This is a genomic window from Lentilactobacillus parakefiri, from assembly GCF_002157585.1.
Lineage (GTDB): Bacteria > Bacillota > Bacilli > Lactobacillales > Lactobacillaceae > Lentilactobacillus > Lentilactobacillus parakefiri.
Genome location: NZ_BDGB01000098.1, coordinates 1 through 22,141, shown reverse-complemented (window position 1 = coordinate 22,141; position 22,141 = coordinate 1). Strand labels below are relative to the sequence as shown.

Below are 22,141 nucleotides of genomic sequence, written 5' to 3'. Positions count from 1 at the left end.
GGCTGATATTTTGAAACCACAAGATATGCAGCGATATGCAAAAACCGTCTCGGACGTCATTGATGAGACGTCGAAAAACGGTGAGGATTTAAATGCGGATTATGAAACCTTAAGAAAGGCAATCGACGATCAAACGCTAACTGATTTAACGACTGATCAATTGCAGGGGATTAAAGCGCATTTCCAATCCGGAACGGATAAGTATCAAGATAATGTCAATAAACTCGAACAGGTAGCAGTGCCGGTGAAATTATTGGGTAAGCATAAACTGTTGGTTCGTCATTATGAAGACTACGCCAACGCCTGCCAAGCCATGACGGATAGTATTGATCCCCAAACACCCACGGTTGACGTTGATAAGTTCAACCAGGCTGAAAAGGACCAGGAGAATAGTATCGCCAAGGTTTCGAGTACGACTACGAGGATTATGGGAGAAATTTAGAGAGCGCGGAGACGAGCGGTTAGTAACCGGAGCCTAAGTGAACTTCGGGGGAAATCGAGTTTGATTTCGCCCGAAGTTGGCTTAGGTGCAGGTTGCTGCTCGGCGGAGCACATTTTATTCAGAGTGCGACGAGACCCGGTTAGGGCCCAGAACATAAGCAGAAAATTTCAATGATGAACGGTCCTTGTTCATCGTTGAAATTTTTTGTTTATGTGGCCGGGCCCTGGGTCGTCGGAGCAGATTTCAGTCAGAGTGCGGAGAGGGCTGGTTGCCCCGGTTTCCAAGGGCTGATTGATTGAAGCCCCGGGATTTGGGGCTTTAATCAATCAGCCCTTGGAAGTTAGGGGCAGGCCCTCGGAGCACGTTTCATCCAGAGTACGACCAAGGCCCTGGGTCGTCGGAGCACATTTCAATCAGAGTGCGATTCGAGCTGCTTAGCTGTTGAGCATAACGCTGTTATCACACTAAGCGGAGAAATCCGGCTCGTGGAGCACGTTTCCACAATTGAATAATCCCATACCACCAAAAAATCGTTCAGAAACCAACACGTAACAATCATTTCACCATCTCAAAAAATTAACACACAATAACAGGCCCAAACCGCAGACAAGTCACTAACCCTGCAGCTTGGGCTTTTGTGTTCTCCGAGAAAACGTCGGGTGGGATTCCCTGAAATTACACCATTCTGCTATAATTAAAGCTGACACTATTGATGAGGTGGAAATACATGGACAACACATTAGCACATAAAATTCAGCAGGATTTACCAAAGATCCGGGAGAAACAAATCGTTGAGACCCTTAAGATGTTGGATGAAGGCGACACGGTTCCATTTATTGCTCGGTATCGTAAGGAACGGACTGCCAATCTTGATGAAGTTGAAATTCGAGATATTCAAGACGCTGCTCACCGTATCCAAACATTGGATAAACGCAAGCAGGAAGTCATTAAAATGATTGACGAGCAGCAGGCTTTAACACCTGATCTCAAAAAACAAATTGAGGCGGCTTCGATTCTTCAACAAGTCGAAGACCTTTATCTGCCATACAAACAAAAACGGCGAACGAAGGCAACAATCGCAAAAGAACGCGGCTTAGCGCCCTTAGCTAAAGCAGCAATGTCATTTGCGGCCGATTTAGAAGAACAGGCAACACAATTCATCGATCCAGACAAAGAACTACCGGACACCGACGCAGTTCTTGCGGGTGTCCACGAAATTATTGCCGAAGATGCCGGTGATCGAGCTGACTTCCGCGAATGGGTCCGAAGAAATACCCAACAATATGGCCAGTTGGTCGTTAAAGTCAAACGCGGTGGCAAAGACCTGGACGAAGAGGGAACCTATCAACAGTATTATGATTTCAATCAACCCATTAAATCAATTCCTTCATTTCGAACCTTGGCAATCAACCGCGGGGAAAAGGAGATGGTCCTTTCCGTTAAAATTGAGGTCAATGAGGCGCCAATCATGTGGCATTTGAAAGCTAATACGGTTAATAACCACCAAGGATTTGCGGCTGATGTTGTCATCGATGCCATTGAAAATGCCTATCATCGTTTTATTGGCCCGGCAATTGAGCGCGAGATTCGTAAGCAGCTGACTGAAGTGGCGGCTGACCACGCGATTGATATTTTTGGCAAAAATTTGTACAACTTGCTGATGCAGGCGCCGTTAAAGGGCAAAATTGTCATGGGCTTTGACCCAGCCTATCGAACTGGCTGTAAATTAGCTGTGGTTGATCAAAACGGCAAGTATCTGGATAAAACCGTTATCTATCCGCACAAGCCCGCCAGTGAAGCTAAGCGCAAGGCTGCCAAGGGATTATTCATTGACTTCATCAATCAAAATCACGTTGAAATGATTGCGATTGGTAATGGAACCGCCAGTCGGGAGTCGGAGCAATTTGTTGCTGATGCAATTAAAGAAATCAAAACACCCATTTATTACGTAATTGTTAATGAGGCGGGTGCATCCGTCTATTCTGCCAGTCAAGTTGCCAGGGATGAATTTCCAGACTTTAGTGTTGAACAGCGGTCTGCTGTCAGCATTGCCAGAAGAATCCAAGATCCACTCGCCGAATTAGTTAAAATTGATCCCCAAGCGATTGGGGTTGGTCAGTATCAACACGATGTGCCCCAGAAACAATTGGGGGGGCAGTTGGATACGGTTGTTGAAACGGCGGTTAACCGAGTGGGCGTCAATTTGAATACGGCCAGTCCTGATCTCTTGGTCCATATTTCCGGGTTGACCAAAACGACCAGTGGGAATATCGTCAAATTTCGCAATGAGAATGGGGAATTTAGTGCCCGTTCGGATCTCAAACGAGTCCCCAGGCTTGGGCCAAAAGCGTTTGAACAGTCGGTCGGGTTCCTCAGAATCATCGGTGGCAAAAACCCACTGGATAATACCGATATTCATCCGGAAAGTTATCCGGCTGCCAAAAAGCTGTTGAAGAGACATGGTCTGACAATGACGCAATTGGGGGAGTCGGCCGTGTCTACTACCTTCAACAATCTCAATTTAGCCGAGGAGGCGCAAGCAGTTGGGGTTGGGGTTGCCACCTTGAAGGATATGATTAAGGGCCTTGAAACTCCTGGCAGAGACTTGCGTGATGAAATGCCCGCACCATTACTCCGAAAAGATGTCTTAACAATGGAAGACTTAAAACCGGGGATGAAACTTCAAGGAACCGTCAGGAACGTGGTCGACTTTGGCGTTTTTGTTGATATTGGCGTTAAGCAGGATGGTTTGGTCCATATTTCCAAAATGAGTCACACGTTTGTCAAGGATCCCAGCAAGGTTGCTTCGGTCGGCGACATTGTGACCGTTTGGATTGACTCGGTGGACCTGGATCGTCACCGAATCCAATTATCGATGGTGGATCCCGAAGGTTAGGTGAACAAAAAAATTGATGACTGATCAAGAATTACAGCAACTCACTGAACACATTTCACTTCAATATTTTGCTAAGCCGTTTACTCACCGGGCCTATTTTAATACCCGTTTAAAGACGACTGGCGGTCGGTATCATCTCAGCGACCATAATATCGATATTAATCCTAAGATGGATGACGGGGCCGATCACGAGGTATTAATTGGCATCATCAAGCACGAGCTCTGCCATTATCATTTACATTTGGCAGGATACAGCGCTAAGCATAATACCAAGCAATTCAAGCAATTGTTAAAGGCGGTCGGCGGCTCCAGATACGCACCGAAAATTTCGAGCAGAACCTCACAGACTCGTTATATTTATCGCTGTGAACACTGTGGGTTGGAGTATCATAGAAGACGAAGAATTAATTTAGTGAAGTATGTTTGCGGCAGATGTCGAGGCAGACTTCAATTAATCAGCCAAACGCGTCAAATTGGTGCATAGAAAGGAGCCATCACATGGCAAAAGTTATTATCAGAGTACCCGCAACGACCACTAATCTCGGATCAGGTGTTGATTCGGTGGGGTTGGCATTACAGCTGTATTATACGGTGATTGTCGAGGAAAAGACCGATGAATGGAAAGTCAATCATGCCTTGGGCAACGACATTCCGACTGATGAACATAATTTGATTGTTCAGACCATTTTGAAAGTCGATTCTAATATCCATCCCCATCAGCTAACCGTTATTTCGGATGTGCCAATTGCTCATGGATTGGGTTCCAGCACAACGGCAGTGGTTGCCGGAATTAAAATTGCCAACAAGCTGGGAGACCTTGGCCTCTCAATTGAAGATCAGATTAACTTGGGAACTAAAATTGAGGGCCACCCGGAGAGTGTTTCTGCGGCGATGCTTGGCAATCTGGTGGTTTCAACTTATGACGGTGAGGCGACCACCGCAGCAACCCTACCAGTCCCGGATATCTCTGCTTTGATGTATATCCGACCAGATGGTGTCAGTGAGGCTGAGAGTCGAGCGAAACTGCCAAAACAAATTGATTATGATGTGGCGGTACATGCCAGCAGTCAGGAAAATGTTTTCATTGCTTTGGTCGCCCAAGGCAAATGGGAGCAGGCAGTGGCTTTGATTGAAAATGATCGGCTTCATGAGCCATATCGAAAAGACTTGGTACCAGAAATTGTTCAAATCCGGTCAACCGCACACAAATTGGGGATTTTTGGCACTTATTTGAGTGGGGCAGGACCGACGGTTGCCACGCTCGGCAAAAAGGCGGCTCTAACGCAGTTAAGAATTGATTTGGAACAAGAAAATCTCAATGGTAGTTTGCGGCTGCTTTCGATTGATACGGAAGGTGCGACCGTTCGCGGTGAATAATTTTTAAAAATCATTTGTCAATTACCCGAATTTCTGCTATAATTTTTAATTGTTGATGCGGCCATGGCGGAATTGGCAGACGCGCAAGATTAAGGATCTTGTCGGGATTATCCCGGTGGAAGTTCGAATCTTCTTGGCCGCATGGTTAAAGTTCGAATCACTATCATCTGAATAGTGATTCGGACTTTTTTATTGTGTGTTATGTGATAGGTTGCTCAAATAACAAACGATTGGAGTACAGAAATGAGATATTTTATTTTTGATGTAGACGGAACATTGATTGACACCGAAAAGATGTATATGTTACCACTACACAAGGCACTACTGGAAAATGGCTACAATTTTTCGTATGAAGATGTTGTTAAACTCTTTGGCATTACGTCGATGGATACGGTTCGAAGCCTTGGCGTTAAAAACCCGGTTGATATTCGTGACAAATGGTTTGCCAAGATTAAGGATTACACCCAATACGCTCACGTGTACGACGGTATTGAGGCGGTGGTGAAGAAGCTTCATGCTGATCCGAATGTCAAAACGGCGATTGCGACGTCCAAGGTTGAAGCAGAATTTCATCGGGACGTCACTAAATTTGGGTTGGATCAATACTTTGACGCCTTTGTATTCTCGAATGAAATCAAGAACGGCAAACCAGCGCCGGATATGATTTTAAAGGGGATTGAGAAGTTAGACGCTGATCCATCCGCCACCATCTATATCGGCGATACCAAGTTTGATCTTCAAGCTGCCCACGCTGCCAAGGTTAAATTTGCTTTAGCGGGTTGGCGAACGAAGAAATCAGCTGATTTTGCCAAGGCGGATTATGATCTGACGACCCCGGCAGACTTACTGACAATTAAGTAATTCCCACTAACTAATTGGCTGTTTTGTGATATATTTGGTGTAACCAGACTTTGATAAATTTAAGAAAATAGGTGAGTAGATGATTTCAATTTTGGTTGTGAGTCACGGTGATTTTGCCAAAAGCTTAATTCAGACTGCGGAAATGATTGCCGGCAAACAGGCACAGGTTGGCTGGGTGTCTTTGGCAGCCAGCGATGGGGTCGATTCACTTTCTGATAAAGTCGCTACGGCATTAGCTGAATTTCCTAAAGACACACCGACATTAATTTTGGCTGACTTATGGGGCGGGTCCCCCTTTAACGCTGCCGCACAATTTGTAGCCAAGAACCCACAGTCAATTGGATTGGTTGCCGGCGTTAACCTACCGATTTTGTTGGAAGCTTATATGGCACGAAACTCAACTTTAAGCGAATTAGTGAATAAGATTAACGAAATTTCTGACGATTCGATTCGTCAGTTCAAGGTTTCCGCCGATGATGACGATTTGGGAGATGATTTGTAATGACAATGGATATTCGCCTTGCGAGAGTTGACAGTCGTTTACTCCACGGCCAAGTTGCCACTTTTTGGACACGAGCGGTTACACCAAACAGGATTATGGTGGTTTCTGATTCAGTTGCCAAGGATCCTTTGCGCAAAACATTGATTACCCAGGTGGCACCACCTGGCGTGAAAGCCAACGTTGTGACGGTTAATAAAATGATTCGCGTCTATTTCGATTCCAGATTTGATTCCTTTAATACGCTGTTGTTGACGGAGACGGTAGCCGACATGTTAAAACTGGCAGAAGGCGGCGTTGATTTTTCGAAGATTGGCGTCAACATTGGCAGTATCGCCTATAACGATGGGATGACGATGCTAACGGACGCCATTTCAATGAATGACGACATTGCCAAACAAATTCGGACGCTCGCCAATGATTTTCATTTAGATGTCTATGCCCAGAAAATTCCGGCTGAAAAAAAGGAAAATTTATTAACCCTGTTGGATAAAAAGGGCTTTTAAGGAACAGAGGGGAATTCGATGAGTGTAGTTTCAATGGGTTTCGTTTTGCTGATCGCGTTTGTGGTTGGCATGGATGGTATTCTTGATGAATGGCAGGTATACCAGCCAATAATTGCTTGTACGCTAATCGGTTTGGCAACTGGTCATGCCGCGGTGGGCATTACACTGGGCGCAATTTTACAGATGATTACAATTGGCTGGATTAATATTGGTGCCTCGGTTGCACTCGATATTGCACTTTCAGCAGTTGTTTCAGCACTGTTGGTGTGCGGACCGGCGGCTTTAAGTATCAAACACGGCATCGCATTAGCCATCCCATTTGCGGTTATTGGACAAGTCCTAAACGTCACAACCCGTAAGTCAATCGTTAAGTTTGTGCATACTGCTGACCAGGCTGCCGAAGATGGTCAAATTCGGCAGATCGACCGAATTCATCTGGTTAGTTTAGGAATTCAGGGACTGAGAGTATTGATTCCAACGGGACTAATTATGTTGATATCCCCTCAATTCATCCATCAGTCGATGCAGCAGATTCCAGCGGGGATTACCAATGGCATTTCTATTTCGATCGGGATGGTGTCAGCCGTTGGATTTGCCAACCTCATTAATATGATGGTGAGTCGCTCACTCTGGATTTGGTTTATCATCGGCTTTTTAGTGGCGGTCTTTACTAAGGTCAACCTTTTTATATTGGTAGGGCTGGGCTTGATTGTCGCAGTCAGCTTTGTTTGGGCTATGAGTAAGCGCCACGGGTCATCTGGTGGTGGCAACAACGGTGACGATTTGGATGATTTTGACAAAGAACTTGATGATTTATAGGAGTTGATGGGCATCAATGGCAAATAATCAAAACATGGATCATGAATCCCGTCAGCCGATTCATCTACGGCAAATCGATTTTTTCAGGATTTTTTGGCGCTCTGGTACTGAGCAGGGATCTTGGAATTTTGAACGGATGCAAAATCTCGGTTTTGCGTACATCATGGCTCCCGCAATTAAACGATTGTATCCTGATATGAATCAAAGAAAGGCGGCCTTGAAGCGTCACTTGGGATTCTTTAATACCGCTCCGATTATGCAGTCACTGATTACCGGGGTGGTTTTGTCGATGGAAGAACAGCGGGCAAATGGGGCCGATATTAGTGATAGTACCATTAATGCCGTTAAGACTGCGATGATGGGGCCGATGGGCGGCTTTGGTGATCCCGTTTGGCTAGGGACCATTCGTCCGGTTCTGTCAGCGTTTGCGGCCAGCCTAGTGTTAAGTGGTTACGGGATTATTGGACCCATTCTTTTTTTCATTGCTTGGAATGTTTTACGCCTGGTTTTCCGGTACGTCACCCAAATGGCCGGCTATCATCGGGGAGCCGATATTATTAATCTGTTTAATACCGGAATTATTAAGTACGTTAGTAGTGCGACGTCCATGTTCGGGGTGTTTATGATGGGGGTCATCGTCGCCCGCTGGGTCACAGTAGATTTTGCCTCGGTCAAGGGATTGTTTGGTACCTCAACGGCTTCGCAGATCATGGATACGGTGATTAACAGCGGTCTGAATATAATTGCACCAGTTGCCTTGACCTTGATTTGTGTTTGGTTGATTCGTAAACGAATATCGCCAATCTGGATTATTCTGGGCCTGTTCGTCCTGGGAGTGCTCGGCTACTACGCGGGATTGTTGGTTTAGAAGACGGATGATACATAAATTGGCTGTAATAACAAAATAGCGGCTAAGATAAAAGTTGACTTTTATCTTAGCCGCTATTTTGTTGCACTCATTATTGCTTAATAACCATTATAAGTGGATGACTGTGTGGCACCCTGACCGTTATCGGTGTTGGTTTGACTTGTTTGAAGTTTTGCTGACTTGGCCAAGCCAAGGGATGTTCGAATGTCATTTGAGACCCGCAATAGTTCATTTTGAGGAACCACTTGGTAGGAAAGGCCGTCAATCATTGCATTCTCTCCCTGAAGGGTTTGTGACTTAATGTGATGGGTAGCGTCGCCATACTTGGCTCGGACAGCAATCATATCATCAAAAGTCATATCGGTCTTCATATTACCGGAAAGCGATGAAAGAATCGATTTGTAACGGAGAAGAGAAGTAATATTAAGTCCCTTCATGACTAACTTTTTGATAATCTGACGTTGACGGGCCTGACGACCGTAATCACCCCGAGGATCATCATCGCGCATTCGAGAGTAGTCCAAAGCCTGACGCCCGTTTAAATGGGTTTTCTTGCCCTTGACGACGTTTGCTGCGCCATACTGGAACGTGAGGAGTGGTGTGACGTCCACACCGCCAACAGCATTGACCATTTTTTCCAATCCGCCCATATTAATAATTGCGTAAAAATCAATCGGGACGTCAAGCAGATTCTGAACGGTTTTAACGGCCGTTCCAGCACCACCAATTGTGTAAGCAGCGTTAATCTTTTCGTATGGCTGAGTATCGCCTGGAACCACAACTTTTGTATCCCGTGCGATACTGGTCAAATGGATGGTCTTTTTCTTTGCGTTGACAGATGCGACAATCATGGTATCTGTTCGACCGGTATCATGACGACCCAGAGCACCGGTATCCGTTCCCAACAACAGAATTGACAACGGCTTTCCTTGCTGAATCACTGACGAGACGTTTCGAGCTTTGGTAACGTTGGTCGAATCATAAGTCTTCTTGAACGTCGACTTGGCATTCTTGTACGCACCGTATCCCCAGACGAGCCCACCGCCCAAGGCGAGCAGCAGAACAAAAAAGATGCTCCAGCCGATAATTCTTCTTCGGTGATGGTTCTTTTTCTTATAGTGGGGTTTCTTGTCGGATCGACGTGAATATACTGGTTCAAAATCGTTATTGTTATCTTTATCTGATGGCATATTGACTCCTCGTTTACAAAAAATTCTCCCAAAAGTATATGGCAGATTTGGGTGTGATTGCGGAAATCTTCGTTTATTTAAACATTATTTAATAATTGTCAGATCCGTTATGGCTGACGTTTCTCATTATACCAAATATTATAACCGGCTGTGGATTCTAATTGTGTTATAATAATTTATTGTTATTGATTTTTAGAATTGAGGAATGTTTATGGAAGTATTTTATAATGCTGTTTCTGGGGTTTTAATTATCCTGATTATGATTGCACTGGGATTTGTATTAGCCAGAAACGATTGGTTTGATGGCAAAATGACCAGCATGATTGCCCGCTTGGTAACCCAGGTGGCACTGCCGGCTTACATGATTTCAACCATTATGGAAAAGTTTACCGCCAAGAAGCTGCTGACCACGCTTCCTGACTTATTTTTCCCAATCGTTTCGATGTTGTTGCTCTACATTGTGTCCATCTTCGTGGTCAAGTTGACCAAAATTCCCAAAATGCACTCAGGGTTGTTCATGTCGATGTTTTCCAACTCGAACACCGTTTTTGTTGGGCTGCCTGTTAACATGGCATTATTTGGGAAATCCAGTTTACCGTTTGTCCTGGTCTATTATATGGCCAATACGACGTTTTTCTGGACGCTGGGTGTTTATTTGATCCAAAAGGACGGTAAGGGTGAGGCTTCGTTTAATTGGAAGCAAACCCTCAAGAAGGTTTTTTCGCCGCCTCTGCTTGGCTTCATGATTGGTGTGGTACTGGTATTGATGCACGTTACACTGCCTGATTTTTTGATGCAGGATTCCAACTACATAGGGAATTTGACGATTCCACTTTCAATGATTTTTATTGGTATCTCAATTAATAGTGTCGATTTGACGAATGTGCATTTTGACCGCAGTAACTTCCTGATCTTATTTGGGCGGTTTATGTTGGCACCAATTATTATGTCACTCTTGGTCATTCCTACACCAATGCCGGTCATGATGAAACAGGTCTTCATCATGCAGTCAGCGATGCCAATTATGACTAACGCTCCGGTAGTTTCAAGACTCTATCACGCCGACTCTGAATATGCATCTATCATGGTGGCAGAAACGACATTGCTGAGTCTGGTCATGATTCCGGTGCTAATGGTTTTGGTTGAGAAGCTTTAGGAGAAATGCTACACTGGTTTTGTTCACATGGCGACTTGAGCCGTTGAGGAGATTAGAAGGTGGCTTCGGTCATCTTTTTTATGAGAGTATTTGTGAACAAATTAATTTGAATAAAGAGGATGTAAACGTGCCAACACTAGTAATCATGCGCCACGGAGAAAGCCAAGCGAATAGGGACAACATTTTTACCGGCTGGAGCGATGTGCCATTGACTGATAGGGGCGTTAGGCAAGCGCACAGTGCTGGGAAAGTGATCGCCAAATCTCAAATTCAGTTTGATGATGTTCATACATCGCTTTTAAAACGGGCAATCATGACGACCAACATTGTCTTGGATGAGATTGGTCAAAATTTTATTCCGGAACACAAATCTTGGCGCCTCAACGAACGCCATTACGGTGGCCTTCGTGGCAAAAATAAGCTTAAAGTCAAAGAAAAGGTGGGGGCCAAGCAGTTAAAAATTTGGCGGCGAAGCTTCACAGTTGTGCCGCCTCTTTTAACCAAACGCGACGAGGATGCACGTTATGATCGTTACGGTGTCAAAATTCCCTTGGGTGAAAGTTTGGAAATGGCTCAGCGGCGATTAATTCCATACTGGATTGATGAGATCGCACCCAACCTACTGGACAACAAGAACCAATTAATTGTGGCCCACGGAAGCACCTTACGAGCCCTGATCAAATTTCTGGAGGAAATTTCGGATGAGGAAATTCCCAACGTTGAAGTCCCAAATGGCCAACCGATTCGATACGATTTCGATGGGCAATTAAAGATTGTTAATAAAACGTTTATGGAATGACTGAAGGAGCTAAGCAAAAAGAGCGCTGTTGCCACTTTCACGACAGTTTCACTGGCAGGGCTTACTTTGATCAACTACCAGACTAAAATTTTATAGACCACAAAAAATACGACAAATCAGATGACCTGACTTGTCGTGTTTATCTTTTAAGAGCTGATTACTAAGCTAAGGCACCCATTGGATCCCAAGGCTTCAAAACAATTGGCGCTTGCTTTTGGGCGTCAAGCTGTTCTTCAGTGAGGTACTTTTTGTTGATCACGAATTGGTAGACAAATTCGTTCATCCAGTCGTCACTCATCACAAAATAGCCTTTGGTGCCGACTTTTTCGCCCCAGCTGTTTTCAACTTTCCACTTGGTTGGTTGGCCGTCGACTAGGTCGACTCCGGTAATCACCATGGCGTGAGTCATTAAACTTTCACCGTAATCCAAGCGCTCAGCCTTTGACATCGACAAATCTGAATCAAACAATTCGTCGGGTGCGTACAGGCTGGTATCCATAATGCCCTTTTTGGTGTTCGAACTTTGGCCAACGTCACTGCCGAACCAAACAGATTCATCGTTTTGAAGCTGCTTGATTGCTAATTTCTTCAGTTCTGACATTTCAAGGTTTAAATGTTTAACCGGGCGGCCATTGACAACGTTACCCAACATTTCAATCGTGTAAGTCTTATTGAATGGCTTATCATCAGTCGGTGAGTTAATCAAGGAAACATAATCTTCCAAATTCAAGTTAACGTACTTTTTGAAGAATTCTTGTGGTGTAATACCGGCGTCGAAATGATAATTCTGATCTTTGTCGCGGTATTCAAAGTCAAATTTGGTAGCTGGTTCACCAAGGGCATAGGTCAACATGCGGTAAACTTCTTCCATCATGTTATCTTTAGTCTCGGCAATTTTAGCTTCGGATGCTTTATCAGCAACTAATTCACGCAAAGCAACTGCATCATGACGCAGCTTTAAGTTTAAGAACTTATTGAGTTGAGCTGAACGACTACTGTTGAAAGTTTCCGGCATTGTGGACTTTGGCACGATCCCATATTTTTCAATGAGGGCGCAAAGCATGTCCCATTGGCCGCCATCTTGCTGTGGCGTTGCCATCAGCCAAGCGACTTTTCGTGAATCCAAGGGTTGGTCAGCCGTCTTTAAGACGTTTTCCAAGAAATAGTTGGCCTTTTCGAATTTATCCCAAAAGTTGGTATAATTTTGAGATAATTCAAAGTCATCGGGAACTTTATAAGTGTTCATGAGGTGAATGCGCATCGTATTGAGGGCGGCAAACATCCAGCAACGACCACTCTGCTTTTGATCGGCAACCTTACCAGTCGAAAGATCGATTGAAAATACCGGATTCATTTTGCCTTCAGCGATAAAGTCTTCGCTGCTTTCCAAAATGCCTTGGTGGGTAACCGCTCTTTCAATCACTTTTGAATCTTTACGATTATTAAGATTCTGCTGGTACTTGCTAATTTGATCTAAATTAATTTCTGCTGTCAAAAATGATCACTCTCCTTAATAGAATCTTATTTTACGCTCATTTATTAAAAAGGGCTAGTGAGCAGGCGGGCTTTTAAACAGCAAACAGCCGGCGCGGATCATTTTGATCGCATTGCCGGCTGTTCTTAACGCATATTCAATTAACGTGCTTGAATGGTTTGGGGACCGTCTTCTCGACCAACAATCACCGTGTTGACCAGATCAAGGAAAAGTCCATGTTCCACAATTCCGGTCATTTGATCTAATTCCAACGCTAAGGCGTGCGGTTCTTTGATCTCGCCTAAATGTAGATCAATCACATAATTGTTTGAATCAGTGGTGACGTATTGGTCGCCATTCATTCTGAACTTCGGGTGGTAGCCCTTGGCATCAAGACGTTTGAGGAGCTGCTGACTGCCGTAAGGGATCACTTCGAGGGGCAGCGGGAAGGTGCCCAATTCATCAACCATTTTGCTACTGTCGACGATCCACATGTTTTTATCGGAGTTAATGGCCACAATCTTTTCCCAAAGATGAGCCGCACCGCCTCCCTTGATTCCTTGGAAGGCCCGATTAATTTCATCAGCCCCGTCGATGGTGAGATCAATGTGGTCGACCTCGTCAACGCCTTTTGTTGGAATTCCGAGGCCGTTGGCTTGCTCGCGGGTTCGTTCCGAAGTTGGCACACCCACAATTGAAAGGTGCTCTGACTTCACTCGTTCGCCTAAAGCGTCGACCATGAACCGAACAGTGGAGCCGGTACCTAATCCAACGGTCATACCATCCTCAATAAACTTAACAGCAGCTTCCCCCACTGAGCGTTTCAACTCGTCTTGATGTCTCATATTTGTTCCCTCATTTCAAAGTTGTTTAAAGGTTTTACTACACCATTATACTGCGATACTTTACCATCTTTGTCAATCTGTGCAAACAACAGTTAGTTAGTTTATACTACAATAATAGAATATCTCGATAAAAGGAGCCAGACATATGAAACGTGGATTTGAAATTGTCTCAAAATATGTAGATGAAAACCTAAGCTTACCTTACCGAACGACTGAAAATGCAGCGGGGTATGATTTTCAAAGCGCGGCAGATATTGTGATCCCATCGATTTGGAAAGTGAATTTTTTGAAGGTTCTCTGGGCACTCAAACATGAGAAAAAAGTTCAGCAGGACGACCTTGCCCAGGCAAAAAAAGTCCTCAAGCCATTTTTAATTCCAACCGGGATTAAGTCGTACATGCAGCCTGACGAAGTGCTGGTCATTGCCAATCGATCCAGTAATCCGTTAAAACGCGGACTGGTGATTCCAAATGGGATTGGTGTGATCGATTCCGATTATTATAATAATCGGAGCAATGAAGGCGAAATATTTGTCCAGATCCTAAATTTCGGCATCACCGACATCAAGATTAAAAAGGGTGAGCGGATTGCCCAGGGGATTTTCCTGCCATATTTATTAGCCGATCAGGATGATCAGCGCAAAAAACAAACCCGAAGTGGTGGTTTTGGTTCATCAGGTCAATAATTTATAAGATGCCGTAAAGGCCACTGGGATTTCGGCAACCCATATTCATAAAGTGCTAGAATATTGATAGTGTAAGTATAAGAGGAGAATTTAGTTGGCAAAAGTTAAAACCCAATTTGTTTGTCAGAACTGCGGCTACATTTCCCCAAGATATTTGGGGCGCTGCCCGAACTGTAATGAATGGAACACGCTGGTAGAAGAAACAATTACCCCCAAAAATAGTACGATGGCAACTCAAAGTCTTCGCAGAAACGGGATTCATGACAATAAGCCGGAATCAATCAACAAAGTTGAGTTCCATAAAGACATTCGGTTCAAGACTGATATGGAAGAACTCAACCGGGTTCTTGGCGGCGGGGTGGTTCCTGGATCTCTGATCTTAATTGGCGGCGATCCTGGCATTGGTAAATCAACTTTGATGCTGCAGGTATCCGGACAACTCAGTAAATCTGGTAAGATCCTTTATGTTTCGGGTGAAGAGAGTGCGTCACAGATCAAAATGCGCGCTGATCGGCTGGGCGTCAATGGGGAAAATCTTTACGTCTATTCCGAAACTGATATGGATGTGATTAAAGACACCATTAACGAAATGAAGCCGGATGCTGTCGTGATTGACTCGGTACAAACGATGCAGATTCCAGAGTTGCAGTCAGCCACCGGATCAGTCGCTCAGATTCGAGAAGTGACGGCTGATTTAATGAACATCGCCAAAGGTCAGGGCATTACCGTGTTTGTTGTCGGTCACGTCACCAAAGGTGGTGCGATTGCCGGACCCAAAATTTTGGAGCACATGGTCGACACCGTCTTATATTTTGAAGGTGATCTGCACCATTCTTACCGCATTTTGCGAACCGTTAAAAACCGTTTTGGCTCAACCAATGAATTGGGCGTTTTTGAAATGCGTACCGACGGCCTGCGAGAGGTGAAGAATCCTTCCGAAATCTTTTTGGAAGAACGGCTGAAGGATGCCACCGGGTCGGCAATTGTTGTTTCGATGGAAGGAACCCGGCCGATCCTGGTTGAAATTCAGGCCCTGGTCACCGCATCAGTTTTTGGCAATTCCCAACGAACGGCAACCGGACTTGACCGCAATCGGGTGTCCCTCATTATGGCGGTACTGGAAAAACGGGCTGGTTTGATGCTGCAGAATCAAGATGCCTATCTAAAGGCTGCCGGCGGCGTTAAGCTGGATGAGCCGGCAATTGATTTGGCAATGGCTATCAGCATTGCTTCATCCTATAAAAACCGTGGAACCAGTCCAACCGAGTGTTATGTCGGTGAACTTGGTCTAACCGGAGAAGTTCGCCGGGTCACTCGAATTGAGCAGCGCGTCGCCGAGGCCCAAAAGCTAGGATTCAAGCGGGTTTTGGTTCCAGCCAATAATCTTCAGGGGTGGAACCCCCCAACTGGGATTTCAGTTGTTGGTGTTTCAACCCTTGCTCAGGCACTGAAGCTTGCACTTTGTTAAATGAAATTTGAGAGAAGGCGATATTTTTGAAAAGAAAGAGAATTGTTAGAATTGTATTGACATTAGCCGGTGCCGCCATTGGAGCCAGCTATTTTCCAATGATTTGGCTGATTTTCCAAGTCCGTTACGGAACGCTGTTTAACAACGCTGCGACAAACGCAGTTGTGGGTGCCATTATTTTTTATTTTATTTCGTTGTTAGCCGGCAATTATATTCTAAAAGCGGTCGATCGAATGGAACTCAGATTGACAAAGCAAAGCCCATTGTCGCTGTTTTTTGGAACCTTGGGACTGATTATCGGATTGGTAGTTGCCATTCTGATCTCAATTGTATTCTTTAGAACCCATACGTTCTTCTTGAATACGATGATTCCAACCATTTTGATGCTGGTACTGGGCTATTTTGGGTTCCGAATCGGTAACACACAGAGCGATCGATGGCGAAAAATGTTTCAGTCACGACGAAAGTCAGAAAACGCCAAGGCCGGCGATGAAAAGATTATTGATAAACCTGTTGATAAGAATTACCATCACTACAAAATTCTGGATACCAACATCTTGATCGATGGTCGAATTTACGACGTTGTCAAAACCGGTTTTATTGAAGGCACACTGCTGGTTCCCAAGTTTGTCTTGTATGAACTGCAGTACATCGCCGATTCCAGCGACAGTGTCAAACGAGTGCGTGGGCGTCGGGGGTTGGATATTTTGAACAAACTTCAAAACGAAGATCTGATTCCAATCGAAATTTACGAAAAGGATTATGAGGATATTCCAGAAGTTGACAGTAAATTAATTCAACTTGCTAAAGATGTGGATGGCGTGATTATCACCAATGATTTTAATTTAAATAAAGTCATTCAATTCCAAAACGTCCAGGTGTTTAATATTAATGCCCTCGCTAACTCACTGAGACAGAAGATTCTTCCCGGCCAACAATTGAACGTGATGGTTGTGAAAAACGGAACTGAACGCCAGCAAGGGGTTGCCTACTTGGATGATGGCACAATGGTGGTTGTTGAAGACGGCAGATACTTCTTGAATGATCACATTGATGTCGTCGTGACGAGTGCGATTCAGACAGATGCCGGTAAGATGGTCTTTGCCAGACCAGAGCATTCAACTAAAAATATCACGGCCAAGCAGAACCAAAATAAAGGTAATGGCAAGACCGGCTCAAATAACAAGAAGTAGCGGCCTTCCCTTTATTTTTAGCAAGGTTCATTGTACACTTTAAATACTGACAAAATTTTGATTAATTTTAAGAAAGAGGCGTTATACATTGGCAAACAATGCAATTCGAGTTCGTTATGCTCCAAGTCCAACTGGCCACTTGCATATCGGAAATGCACGTACAGCCATTTTTAACTATTTATTTGCCCGTCACAACAAGGGCAAGTTCATCATCCGAATTGAGGATACTGACACCAAACGAAACGTTGCTGACGGCGAGAAGAGCCAACTTGATAATCTCAAGTGGCTTGGGCTCGACTGGGATGAAGGTCCTGATGTTGGCGGCGACTACGGTCCCTATCGTCAATCGGAACGAAAAGATATTTACACCCCATTGATCCAACAGTTGATTGATGAGGGGAAGGCTTATGAATCATACCGGACAGAGGAGCAGCTTACTGCCGACCGTGATGCACAAAAAGCACGCGGAGAAATGCCTCATTATGAATACGAATATGCGGGAATGACGGAAGACCAAAAGGCTCAAGCAATTGCTGATGCAAAGGCAAAGGGTTTGAAACCGGTTATTCGATTCCGCGTTCCAAAGAATCATGAGTATGCCTGGGATGACATTGTTAAGGGGAACGTTTCCTTTAATTCTGATACCATCGGCGGCGACCACGTTGCCAATACGCCAAAGCAATTGATGATTTATGAAGCTTTTGGCTGGCAGGTACCAAGATTCGGCCATATGAGTTTGATCATCAGCGCCGATACTGGTAAGAAATTGAGTAAGCGTGACGAATCCGTTCTTCAGTTCATCGAACAATACCGCAAATTGGGTTATTTGCCTGATGCAATGTTTAATTTCATTTTACTTTTGGGCTGGTCCCCAGTTGGTGAAGATGAAATCTTTAACAAGAAAGAATTCATCAAGATGTATGACGAAACTCGTTTGAGCAAATCACCTGCCAAGTTTGATTCTAAGAAATTGGAATGGATTAACAACCAGTACGTTAAGGAAGCAGATAACAGTACGATCATGGATTTGGCATTACGTCAGTTGATTGCCGGCGGGAACATTCCTGAAAATCCCGACAGCCAAACAATTGAGTGGGCCCGCCAATTGATTATGCTCTACAAGCGTGAAATGAGTTATATGGCACAGATTAACGATATGGCATCTGTCTTCTTCGAAGAGCCGGAACAAATTGATGGCGATGCACTGGCGGAGATTTCTAACGAAACCGCGCCAGTTGTCCTAAAAGAATTTCTCGAGCGAATTCAAAAACTTGATATTTTTGATTCAGTTGAGATCTTTAAGGTGATCAAAGCGATCCAAAAGGATACTAAAATCAAGGGACGTCAATTATGGATGCCAATCCGAATTGCCGTTACCCATGAAATGCACGGTCCAGAATTGCCAGAGTCAGTTGAACTCGTCGGCAAGCAAAAAGCAATTGCGCATATCAAAGAAACGCTCGCTCAAATTGATAAAGCTTAATTGATAAAAAATATTATTGATTCGATTGGTCTCGTTGCATTTACAGCGAGACCTTTTATTATGGGTTATAGTTAAAGTAATAAAACAATGTGAATTATGATATTATTTGAATATAAAAGATAAAGAGAGGAATTCGAAATGTTACAGATATTTAATACCCTCACGCGAAAAAAAGAGAAATTTGAACCCATCACCCCAGGTGTTGTTAAAATGTATGTCTGTGGCCCAACCGTGTATAACTACATCCATATTGGGAACGCCAGAAGCGCGATCGCCTTTGATACTGTGCGCAGATACTTGGAGTATCGGGGGTATCAGGTCAAGTACGTTTCGAATTTTACTGATGTCGATGATAAGATGATCAATGCAGCCCGGGAGAATCATACAACAGTGGGGGCAATTGCTGACAAATATATCAACGCCTTCATGCAGGATACCGCGGCGTTGAACATATCAAGCGATGCGATCCATCCACGGGCCACTGAGAATATTCCTGAGATTATCGATTTTGTTAAAACGTTGGTGGACAAAGGCTATGCCTACGATGTTGACGGCGACGTTTATTTCCGGGCTCGGAAGTTTAAAAGTTACGGCGCCTTGCCGCACATTAACGTTGATCAACTAGAAATTGGCGCCAGCCAGCACGTGAACCCTGAAGAGATGGCTAAAAAAGAGGACCCCATCGATTTTGCCTTGTGGAAGAAGTCCAAAGGCGATGAGATCTCGTGGGATTCTCCATGGGGAAAGGGCCGACCTGGGTGGCACATTGAGTGCTCAGTGATGTCCACTAAGTATTTGGGAAAAACAATTGATATCCACGGTGGCGGTGAAGATTTGATTTTCCCGCATCACGAGAATGAGCGGGCCCAAAGTGAGGCCAACACTGGGCAAACATTTGTTAAGTACTGGATGCACAATGGGTTTGTCACGATCGGTGACGATAACGAGAAAATGAGCAAGTCATTGGGCAATTTCATTACCGTTCACGATCTACTCAAGAACTTGAATGGTCAAGTAATTCGTTTGCTGATGTCAACAACCCATTATCGTCGGCCAATTCAATACAGCGACGCCAGCGTCAAAGAAGCCAGCAGCAACTTGAAAAAGCTGCAGACCGCCTTCAATAACCTCACATACCGACTTCATAATGCGGACGAAGGTGACGATCCCAAAACCGATCAGGAAGTCCGCCAAATTGTTGCTGATTTTACGGATGCGATGGATGATGATTTTAACGTACAAAATGGGATTGCCGCCGTTTATGAGCTGGCCAAATTTGCCAATACCTATAGTGAACGGGAGACCGTTTTTCAACTGAGTCTTCAGTTCATTATCAACACTTTGCGCCAGCTTTCCGGTGTCTTTGGCATCAAACTCGAGCAAAGTGAACTAAAGGATGATGAAATCTGGTCACTGATCCACGAACGGGAGCAGGCTCGCCACGACAAGGACTTTATTCGCAGCGATGAAATCAGAGAGGAACTCAAAGCCCGGGGAATTGTCTTGGAAGATACACCGCAGGGAACTCGGTTTAGAAAGGAATAACGACTTTAATGATTGATAATTTTTCCCAGTTAAACGGGATTGCCCTGGCGTACATGGGGGATGCAGCCTATGAAGTTTTCATTCGCCGCCATCTGATTGCCCAGGGATTGACCAAGCCTAAGCGTCTGCAGCATGTCGCCACCAACTATGTGTCGGCAAAGGCTCAGGCAGCTTTAATTGATTTAATGAAAGCAGAGAAGTTACTTAATGAAACTGAGTGGGATTACTTTAAGCGCGGCCGAAACGCCAACAGTCACACCCATGCTAAAAATACGGATGTGATTACCTACCGCATTTCAACCGGGTTTGAAGCCGTCTTTGGCTACCTGTCATTAAGCGACCAGACTGATCGAATGAAAGAAATTGCTAATTGGTGTATTGAACAAGTAGAAAGTGGGAACCTTAAACATGAAGAATGAGAATCATAGTCAAGATCGTCGGGCTGATGACCGGCAGGACCAGCCTGAAGAGTTTGTGATTGGCAGACACCCCGTCGTTGCCGCTTTGAAAAGCGAAAACCCGGTCAATAAGCTGTTTATCCAATCAGGAATTAAAGATGATGACAATATCATCTCTGAAATTATGAAACTGGCGCATAAAAAACGACTGGTGATCTCAAAGGTTCCTAAGCAGAAGCTGGACAAGCTTTCCAACAACCAAAATCATCAGGGAGTGGTATTATCAATTGCAGCCTTTAAATACGCGACAATTGACGAACTGTTTGCTAATGCCAAGAAGCAGGCGGTTGAACCATTCTTTGTGATTCTTGATAACATTGAAGATCCGCATAATTTGGGCTCAATCATTCGGACGTCGGATGCGGCTGGAGTGTCTGGAATTATCATTCCCAAACACCGGGCCGTTGGGTTAACGGCTACCGTTTCTAAAACATCTGCTGGGGCGATTGAACGGGTGCCGGTTGCGCGAGTAACCAACTTGGCTGCCACCATCAAGGAATTAAAGCAACGCGGAATGTGGGTCTTCGGAACCGATATTTCCGGAACGGATTACCGTCGCTGGGACGCCACTGGTTCAGTTGCGGTCATTATCGGTAACGAGGGCAAGGGAATTTCGCCATTACTAAAAAAGCAGGTTGACGAAATGTTAACCATTCCAATGGTGGGAGATATTCAGAGCCTCAATGCTAGTGTTGCAGCCAGCATTTTGATCTATCAGGGTTTCAATTCTCGAAACCCACTAGCCAAATAAAGTCGGTGAGAAATAATGAAAGAAGACCTGTTAATTGTTGATGCCTACAACATGATTGGAAATTGGCCGCATCTTAACAAGCTCAAGCAGGCCAATCGTTTGGAAGACGCCCGTGACCAACTCCTGGCTGAATTATCGGAATACAAAAAGTACCGTGACATCAACATGATTGTTGTGTTTGACGCGATGTACGTTCCCGGTAATTCTAAAAGCTTTCGTAAGTTTGACATGGAGATTGTTTGGACCAGTAAGGATCAGACAGCTGATAGTTACATTGAGGCTTTGGCCCATCGAAAACAAAATCGATTCACTCAGGTGATTGTTGCGACCAGTGACCAAGCTGAACAATGGACCATTTTTGCAGCCGGTGCCCTGCGGATTCCTGCCAGAGAATTACTCAGGGATGTTCAACGCGCCAAGCAGGAAGTTGACACGGAAGCCCGTAAGATGACTGATCAGGGACAAGTGTTCCGACATACGCCATTTGATGCCAAGCAATTGCTTGAGCTGGAAAAGTTGCGCGATAAAATGATGCGGGATAGTAAATAAAAATATTAGCATCCTGATATTTTAAAATTGGTATAGGTGGACTCGCCAGTAAATGAACGTTGGTTCGTCTTGTCGGAAGTTAAATCCTCCGTTAAAGTTTTTCGTAATCCAAAGTGATTAGTAAAAGGCAGATTGTAAAATTTAAGTTGAACATTTAAGTGGACAGAAAAATCCATCAAGGTCTTTAATGGTGTTACCACACAATCCATTAGAAAGAAGGACCTTGATGAGCACCACTATTTTATCATTCCAGAACCGTGTTGTCATTGAAACGCTT

At 44.5% G+C, this 22,141-nt stretch carries 22 protein-coding genes and 1 tRNA gene; 20 read left to right on the top strand and 3 right to left on the bottom strand.

The window, feature by feature from the left end:
* Positions 1 to 10 precede the first annotated feature (10 nt).
* From LPKJCM_RS09910 to LPKJCM_RS09865, 10 genes are all read left to right on the top strand, one after another.
* On the top strand, positions 11 to 442 hold the full coding sequence (locus LPKJCM_RS09910) for a hypothetical protein (protein WP_057962396.1): 432 nt from the start codon (positions 11 to 13) through the stop codon (positions 440 to 442).
* 727 nt (positions 443 to 1,169) lie between these two features.
* Complete coding sequence (locus tag LPKJCM_RS09905) at positions 1,170 to 3,338, top strand: Tex family protein (RefSeq protein ID WP_057962395.1); 2,169 nt, start codon at positions 1,170 to 1,172, stop codon at positions 3,336 to 3,338.
* Positions 3,339 to 3,354: 16 nt separating this feature from the next.
* Positions 3,355 to 3,822, top strand: coding sequence for a SprT family protein (locus LPKJCM_RS09900; RefSeq protein ID WP_057962402.1), 468 nt, complete (start codon positions 3,355 to 3,357; stop codon positions 3,820 to 3,822).
* Between the two features lie 14 nt (positions 3,823 to 3,836).
* On the top strand, positions 3,837 to 4,715 hold the full coding sequence (gene thrB, locus LPKJCM_RS09895) for a homoserine kinase (RefSeq protein WP_057962394.1): 879 nt from the start codon (positions 3,837 to 3,839) through the stop codon (positions 4,713 to 4,715).
* A 57-nt stretch (positions 4,716 to 4,772) separates the two neighbouring features.
* Positions 4,773 to 4,857, top strand: a tRNA-Leu gene (locus LPKJCM_RS09890).
* Between the two features lie 101 nt (positions 4,858 to 4,958).
* The gene (locus LPKJCM_RS09885) at positions 4,959 to 5,576 is read left to right on the top strand and encodes an HAD family hydrolase (RefSeq protein ID WP_057962393.1); all 618 of its coding nucleotides are present in this window, start codon (positions 4,959 to 4,961) and stop codon (positions 5,574 to 5,576) included.
* A 79-nt stretch (positions 5,577 to 5,655) separates the two neighbouring features.
* Positions 5,656 to 6,078, top strand: a complete 423-nt coding sequence (locus LPKJCM_RS09880; RefSeq protein ID WP_057962392.1) for a PTS sugar transporter subunit IIA — start codon at positions 5,656 to 5,658, stop codon at positions 6,076 to 6,078.
* Positions 6,078 to 6,581, top strand: coding sequence for a PTS sugar transporter subunit IIB (locus LPKJCM_RS09875; protein ID WP_057962391.1), 504 nt, complete (start codon positions 6,078 to 6,080; stop codon positions 6,579 to 6,581). Before LPKJCM_RS09880 ends, LPKJCM_RS09875 begins: the two co-directional genes overlap by 1 nt.
* An 18-nt stretch (positions 6,582 to 6,599) precedes the next feature.
* On the top strand, positions 6,600 to 7,400 hold the full coding sequence (locus LPKJCM_RS09870; RefSeq protein ID WP_057962390.1) for a PTS sugar transporter subunit IIC: 801 nt from the start codon (positions 6,600 to 6,602) through the stop codon (positions 7,398 to 7,400).
* A 16-nt stretch (positions 7,401 to 7,416) separates the two neighbouring features.
* On the top strand, positions 7,417 to 8,268 hold the full coding sequence (locus LPKJCM_RS09865; protein ID WP_057962389.1) for a PTS system mannose/fructose/sorbose family transporter subunit IID: 852 nt from the start codon (positions 7,417 to 7,419) through the stop codon (positions 8,266 to 8,268).
* Between the two features lie 98 nt (positions 8,269 to 8,366).
* On the opposite strand, the gene LPKJCM_RS09860 is transcribed toward LPKJCM_RS09865, so the two are convergent.
* Positions 8,367 to 9,458: an LCP family protein gene (locus LPKJCM_RS09860; protein WP_057962388.1), complete on the bottom strand. Its 1,092-nt coding sequence runs from the start codon at positions 9,456 to 9,458 to the stop codon at positions 8,367 to 8,369.
* Positions 9,459 to 9,669: 211 nt separating this feature from the next.
* Here LPKJCM_RS09860 and LPKJCM_RS09855 point away from each other — a divergent pair, with 211 nt between their 5' ends.
* Positions 9,670 to 10,614 (top strand): AEC family transporter, encoded by a 945-nt coding sequence (locus LPKJCM_RS09855; protein ID WP_057962387.1) that lies wholly within the window; start codon positions 9,670 to 9,672, stop codon positions 10,612 to 10,614.
* Between the two features lie 127 nt (positions 10,615 to 10,741).
* The gene (locus LPKJCM_RS09850; RefSeq protein ID WP_057962386.1) at positions 10,742 to 11,413 is read left to right on the top strand and encodes a 2,3-bisphosphoglycerate-dependent phosphoglycerate mutase; all 672 of its coding nucleotides are present in this window, start codon (positions 10,742 to 10,744) and stop codon (positions 11,411 to 11,413) included.
* Positions 11,414 to 11,573: 160 nt separating this feature from the next.
* Here LPKJCM_RS09850 and LPKJCM_RS09845 read toward each other — a convergent pair whose 3' ends face one another.
* Together LPKJCM_RS09845 and rpiA are read right to left on the bottom strand one after the other, a co-directional pair.
* Positions 11,574 to 12,908: a C1 family peptidase gene (locus LPKJCM_RS09845; protein WP_057962385.1), complete on the bottom strand. Its 1,335-nt coding sequence runs from the start codon at positions 12,906 to 12,908 to the stop codon at positions 11,574 to 11,576.
* Between the two features lie 140 nt (positions 12,909 to 13,048).
* Entirely contained in the window at positions 13,049 to 13,732 is a 684-nt protein-coding gene (gene rpiA / locus LPKJCM_RS09840; protein ID WP_057962384.1) for a ribose-5-phosphate isomerase RpiA, read from the bottom strand.
* A gap of 145 nt (positions 13,733 to 13,877) precedes the next feature.
* Here rpiA and LPKJCM_RS09835 point away from each other — a divergent pair, with 145 nt between their 5' ends.
* From LPKJCM_RS09835 to LPKJCM_RS09800, 8 genes are all read left to right on the top strand, one after another.
* Complete coding sequence (locus LPKJCM_RS09835) at positions 13,878 to 14,417, top strand: dCTP deaminase/dUTPase family protein (protein ID WP_057962383.1); 540 nt, start codon at positions 13,878 to 13,880, stop codon at positions 14,415 to 14,417.
* A gap of 94 nt (positions 14,418 to 14,511) precedes the next feature.
* On the top strand, positions 14,512 to 15,885 hold the full coding sequence (radA, locus tag LPKJCM_RS09830) for a DNA repair protein RadA (protein ID WP_057962382.1): 1,374 nt from the start codon (positions 14,512 to 14,514) through the stop codon (positions 15,883 to 15,885).
* A gap of 26 nt (positions 15,886 to 15,911) precedes the next feature.
* Positions 15,912 to 17,078, top strand: a complete 1,167-nt coding sequence (locus tag LPKJCM_RS09825; protein ID WP_057962381.1) for a PIN/TRAM domain-containing protein — start codon at positions 15,912 to 15,914, stop codon at positions 17,076 to 17,078.
* Between the two features lie 88 nt (positions 17,079 to 17,166).
* Positions 17,167 to 18,561 carry a glutamate--tRNA ligase gene (locus LPKJCM_RS09820; protein WP_057962380.1) on the top strand — a complete coding sequence of 465 codons (1,395 nt, stop codon included), beginning with the start codon at positions 17,167 to 17,169 and terminating at the stop codon, positions 18,559 to 18,561.
* 138 nt (positions 18,562 to 18,699) lie between these two features.
* Positions 18,700 to 20,106, top strand: a complete 1,407-nt coding sequence (cysS, locus tag LPKJCM_RS09815) for a cysteine--tRNA ligase (RefSeq protein ID WP_057962379.1) — start codon at positions 18,700 to 18,702, stop codon at positions 20,104 to 20,106.
* A gap of 8 nt (positions 20,107 to 20,114) precedes the next feature.
* A complete protein-coding gene (locus LPKJCM_RS09810; protein ID WP_057962378.1) occupies positions 20,115 to 20,525 on the top strand; it encodes a Mini-ribonuclease 3 in 411 nt (136 codons plus the stop codon).
* Positions 20,515 to 21,315 carry a 23S rRNA (guanosine(2251)-2'-O)-methyltransferase RlmB gene (gene rlmB / locus LPKJCM_RS09805; RefSeq protein WP_057962377.1) on the top strand — a complete coding sequence of 267 codons (801 nt, stop codon included), beginning with the start codon at positions 20,515 to 20,517 and terminating at the stop codon, positions 21,313 to 21,315. Before LPKJCM_RS09810 ends, rlmB begins: the two co-directional genes overlap by 11 nt.
* Positions 21,316 to 21,330: 15 nt before the next feature.
* Positions 21,331 to 21,864, top strand: a complete 534-nt coding sequence (locus tag LPKJCM_RS09800) for an NYN domain-containing protein (RefSeq protein WP_057962376.1) — start codon at positions 21,331 to 21,333, stop codon at positions 21,862 to 21,864.
* The last annotated feature ends 277 nt before the right edge of the window (positions 21,865 to 22,141 follow it).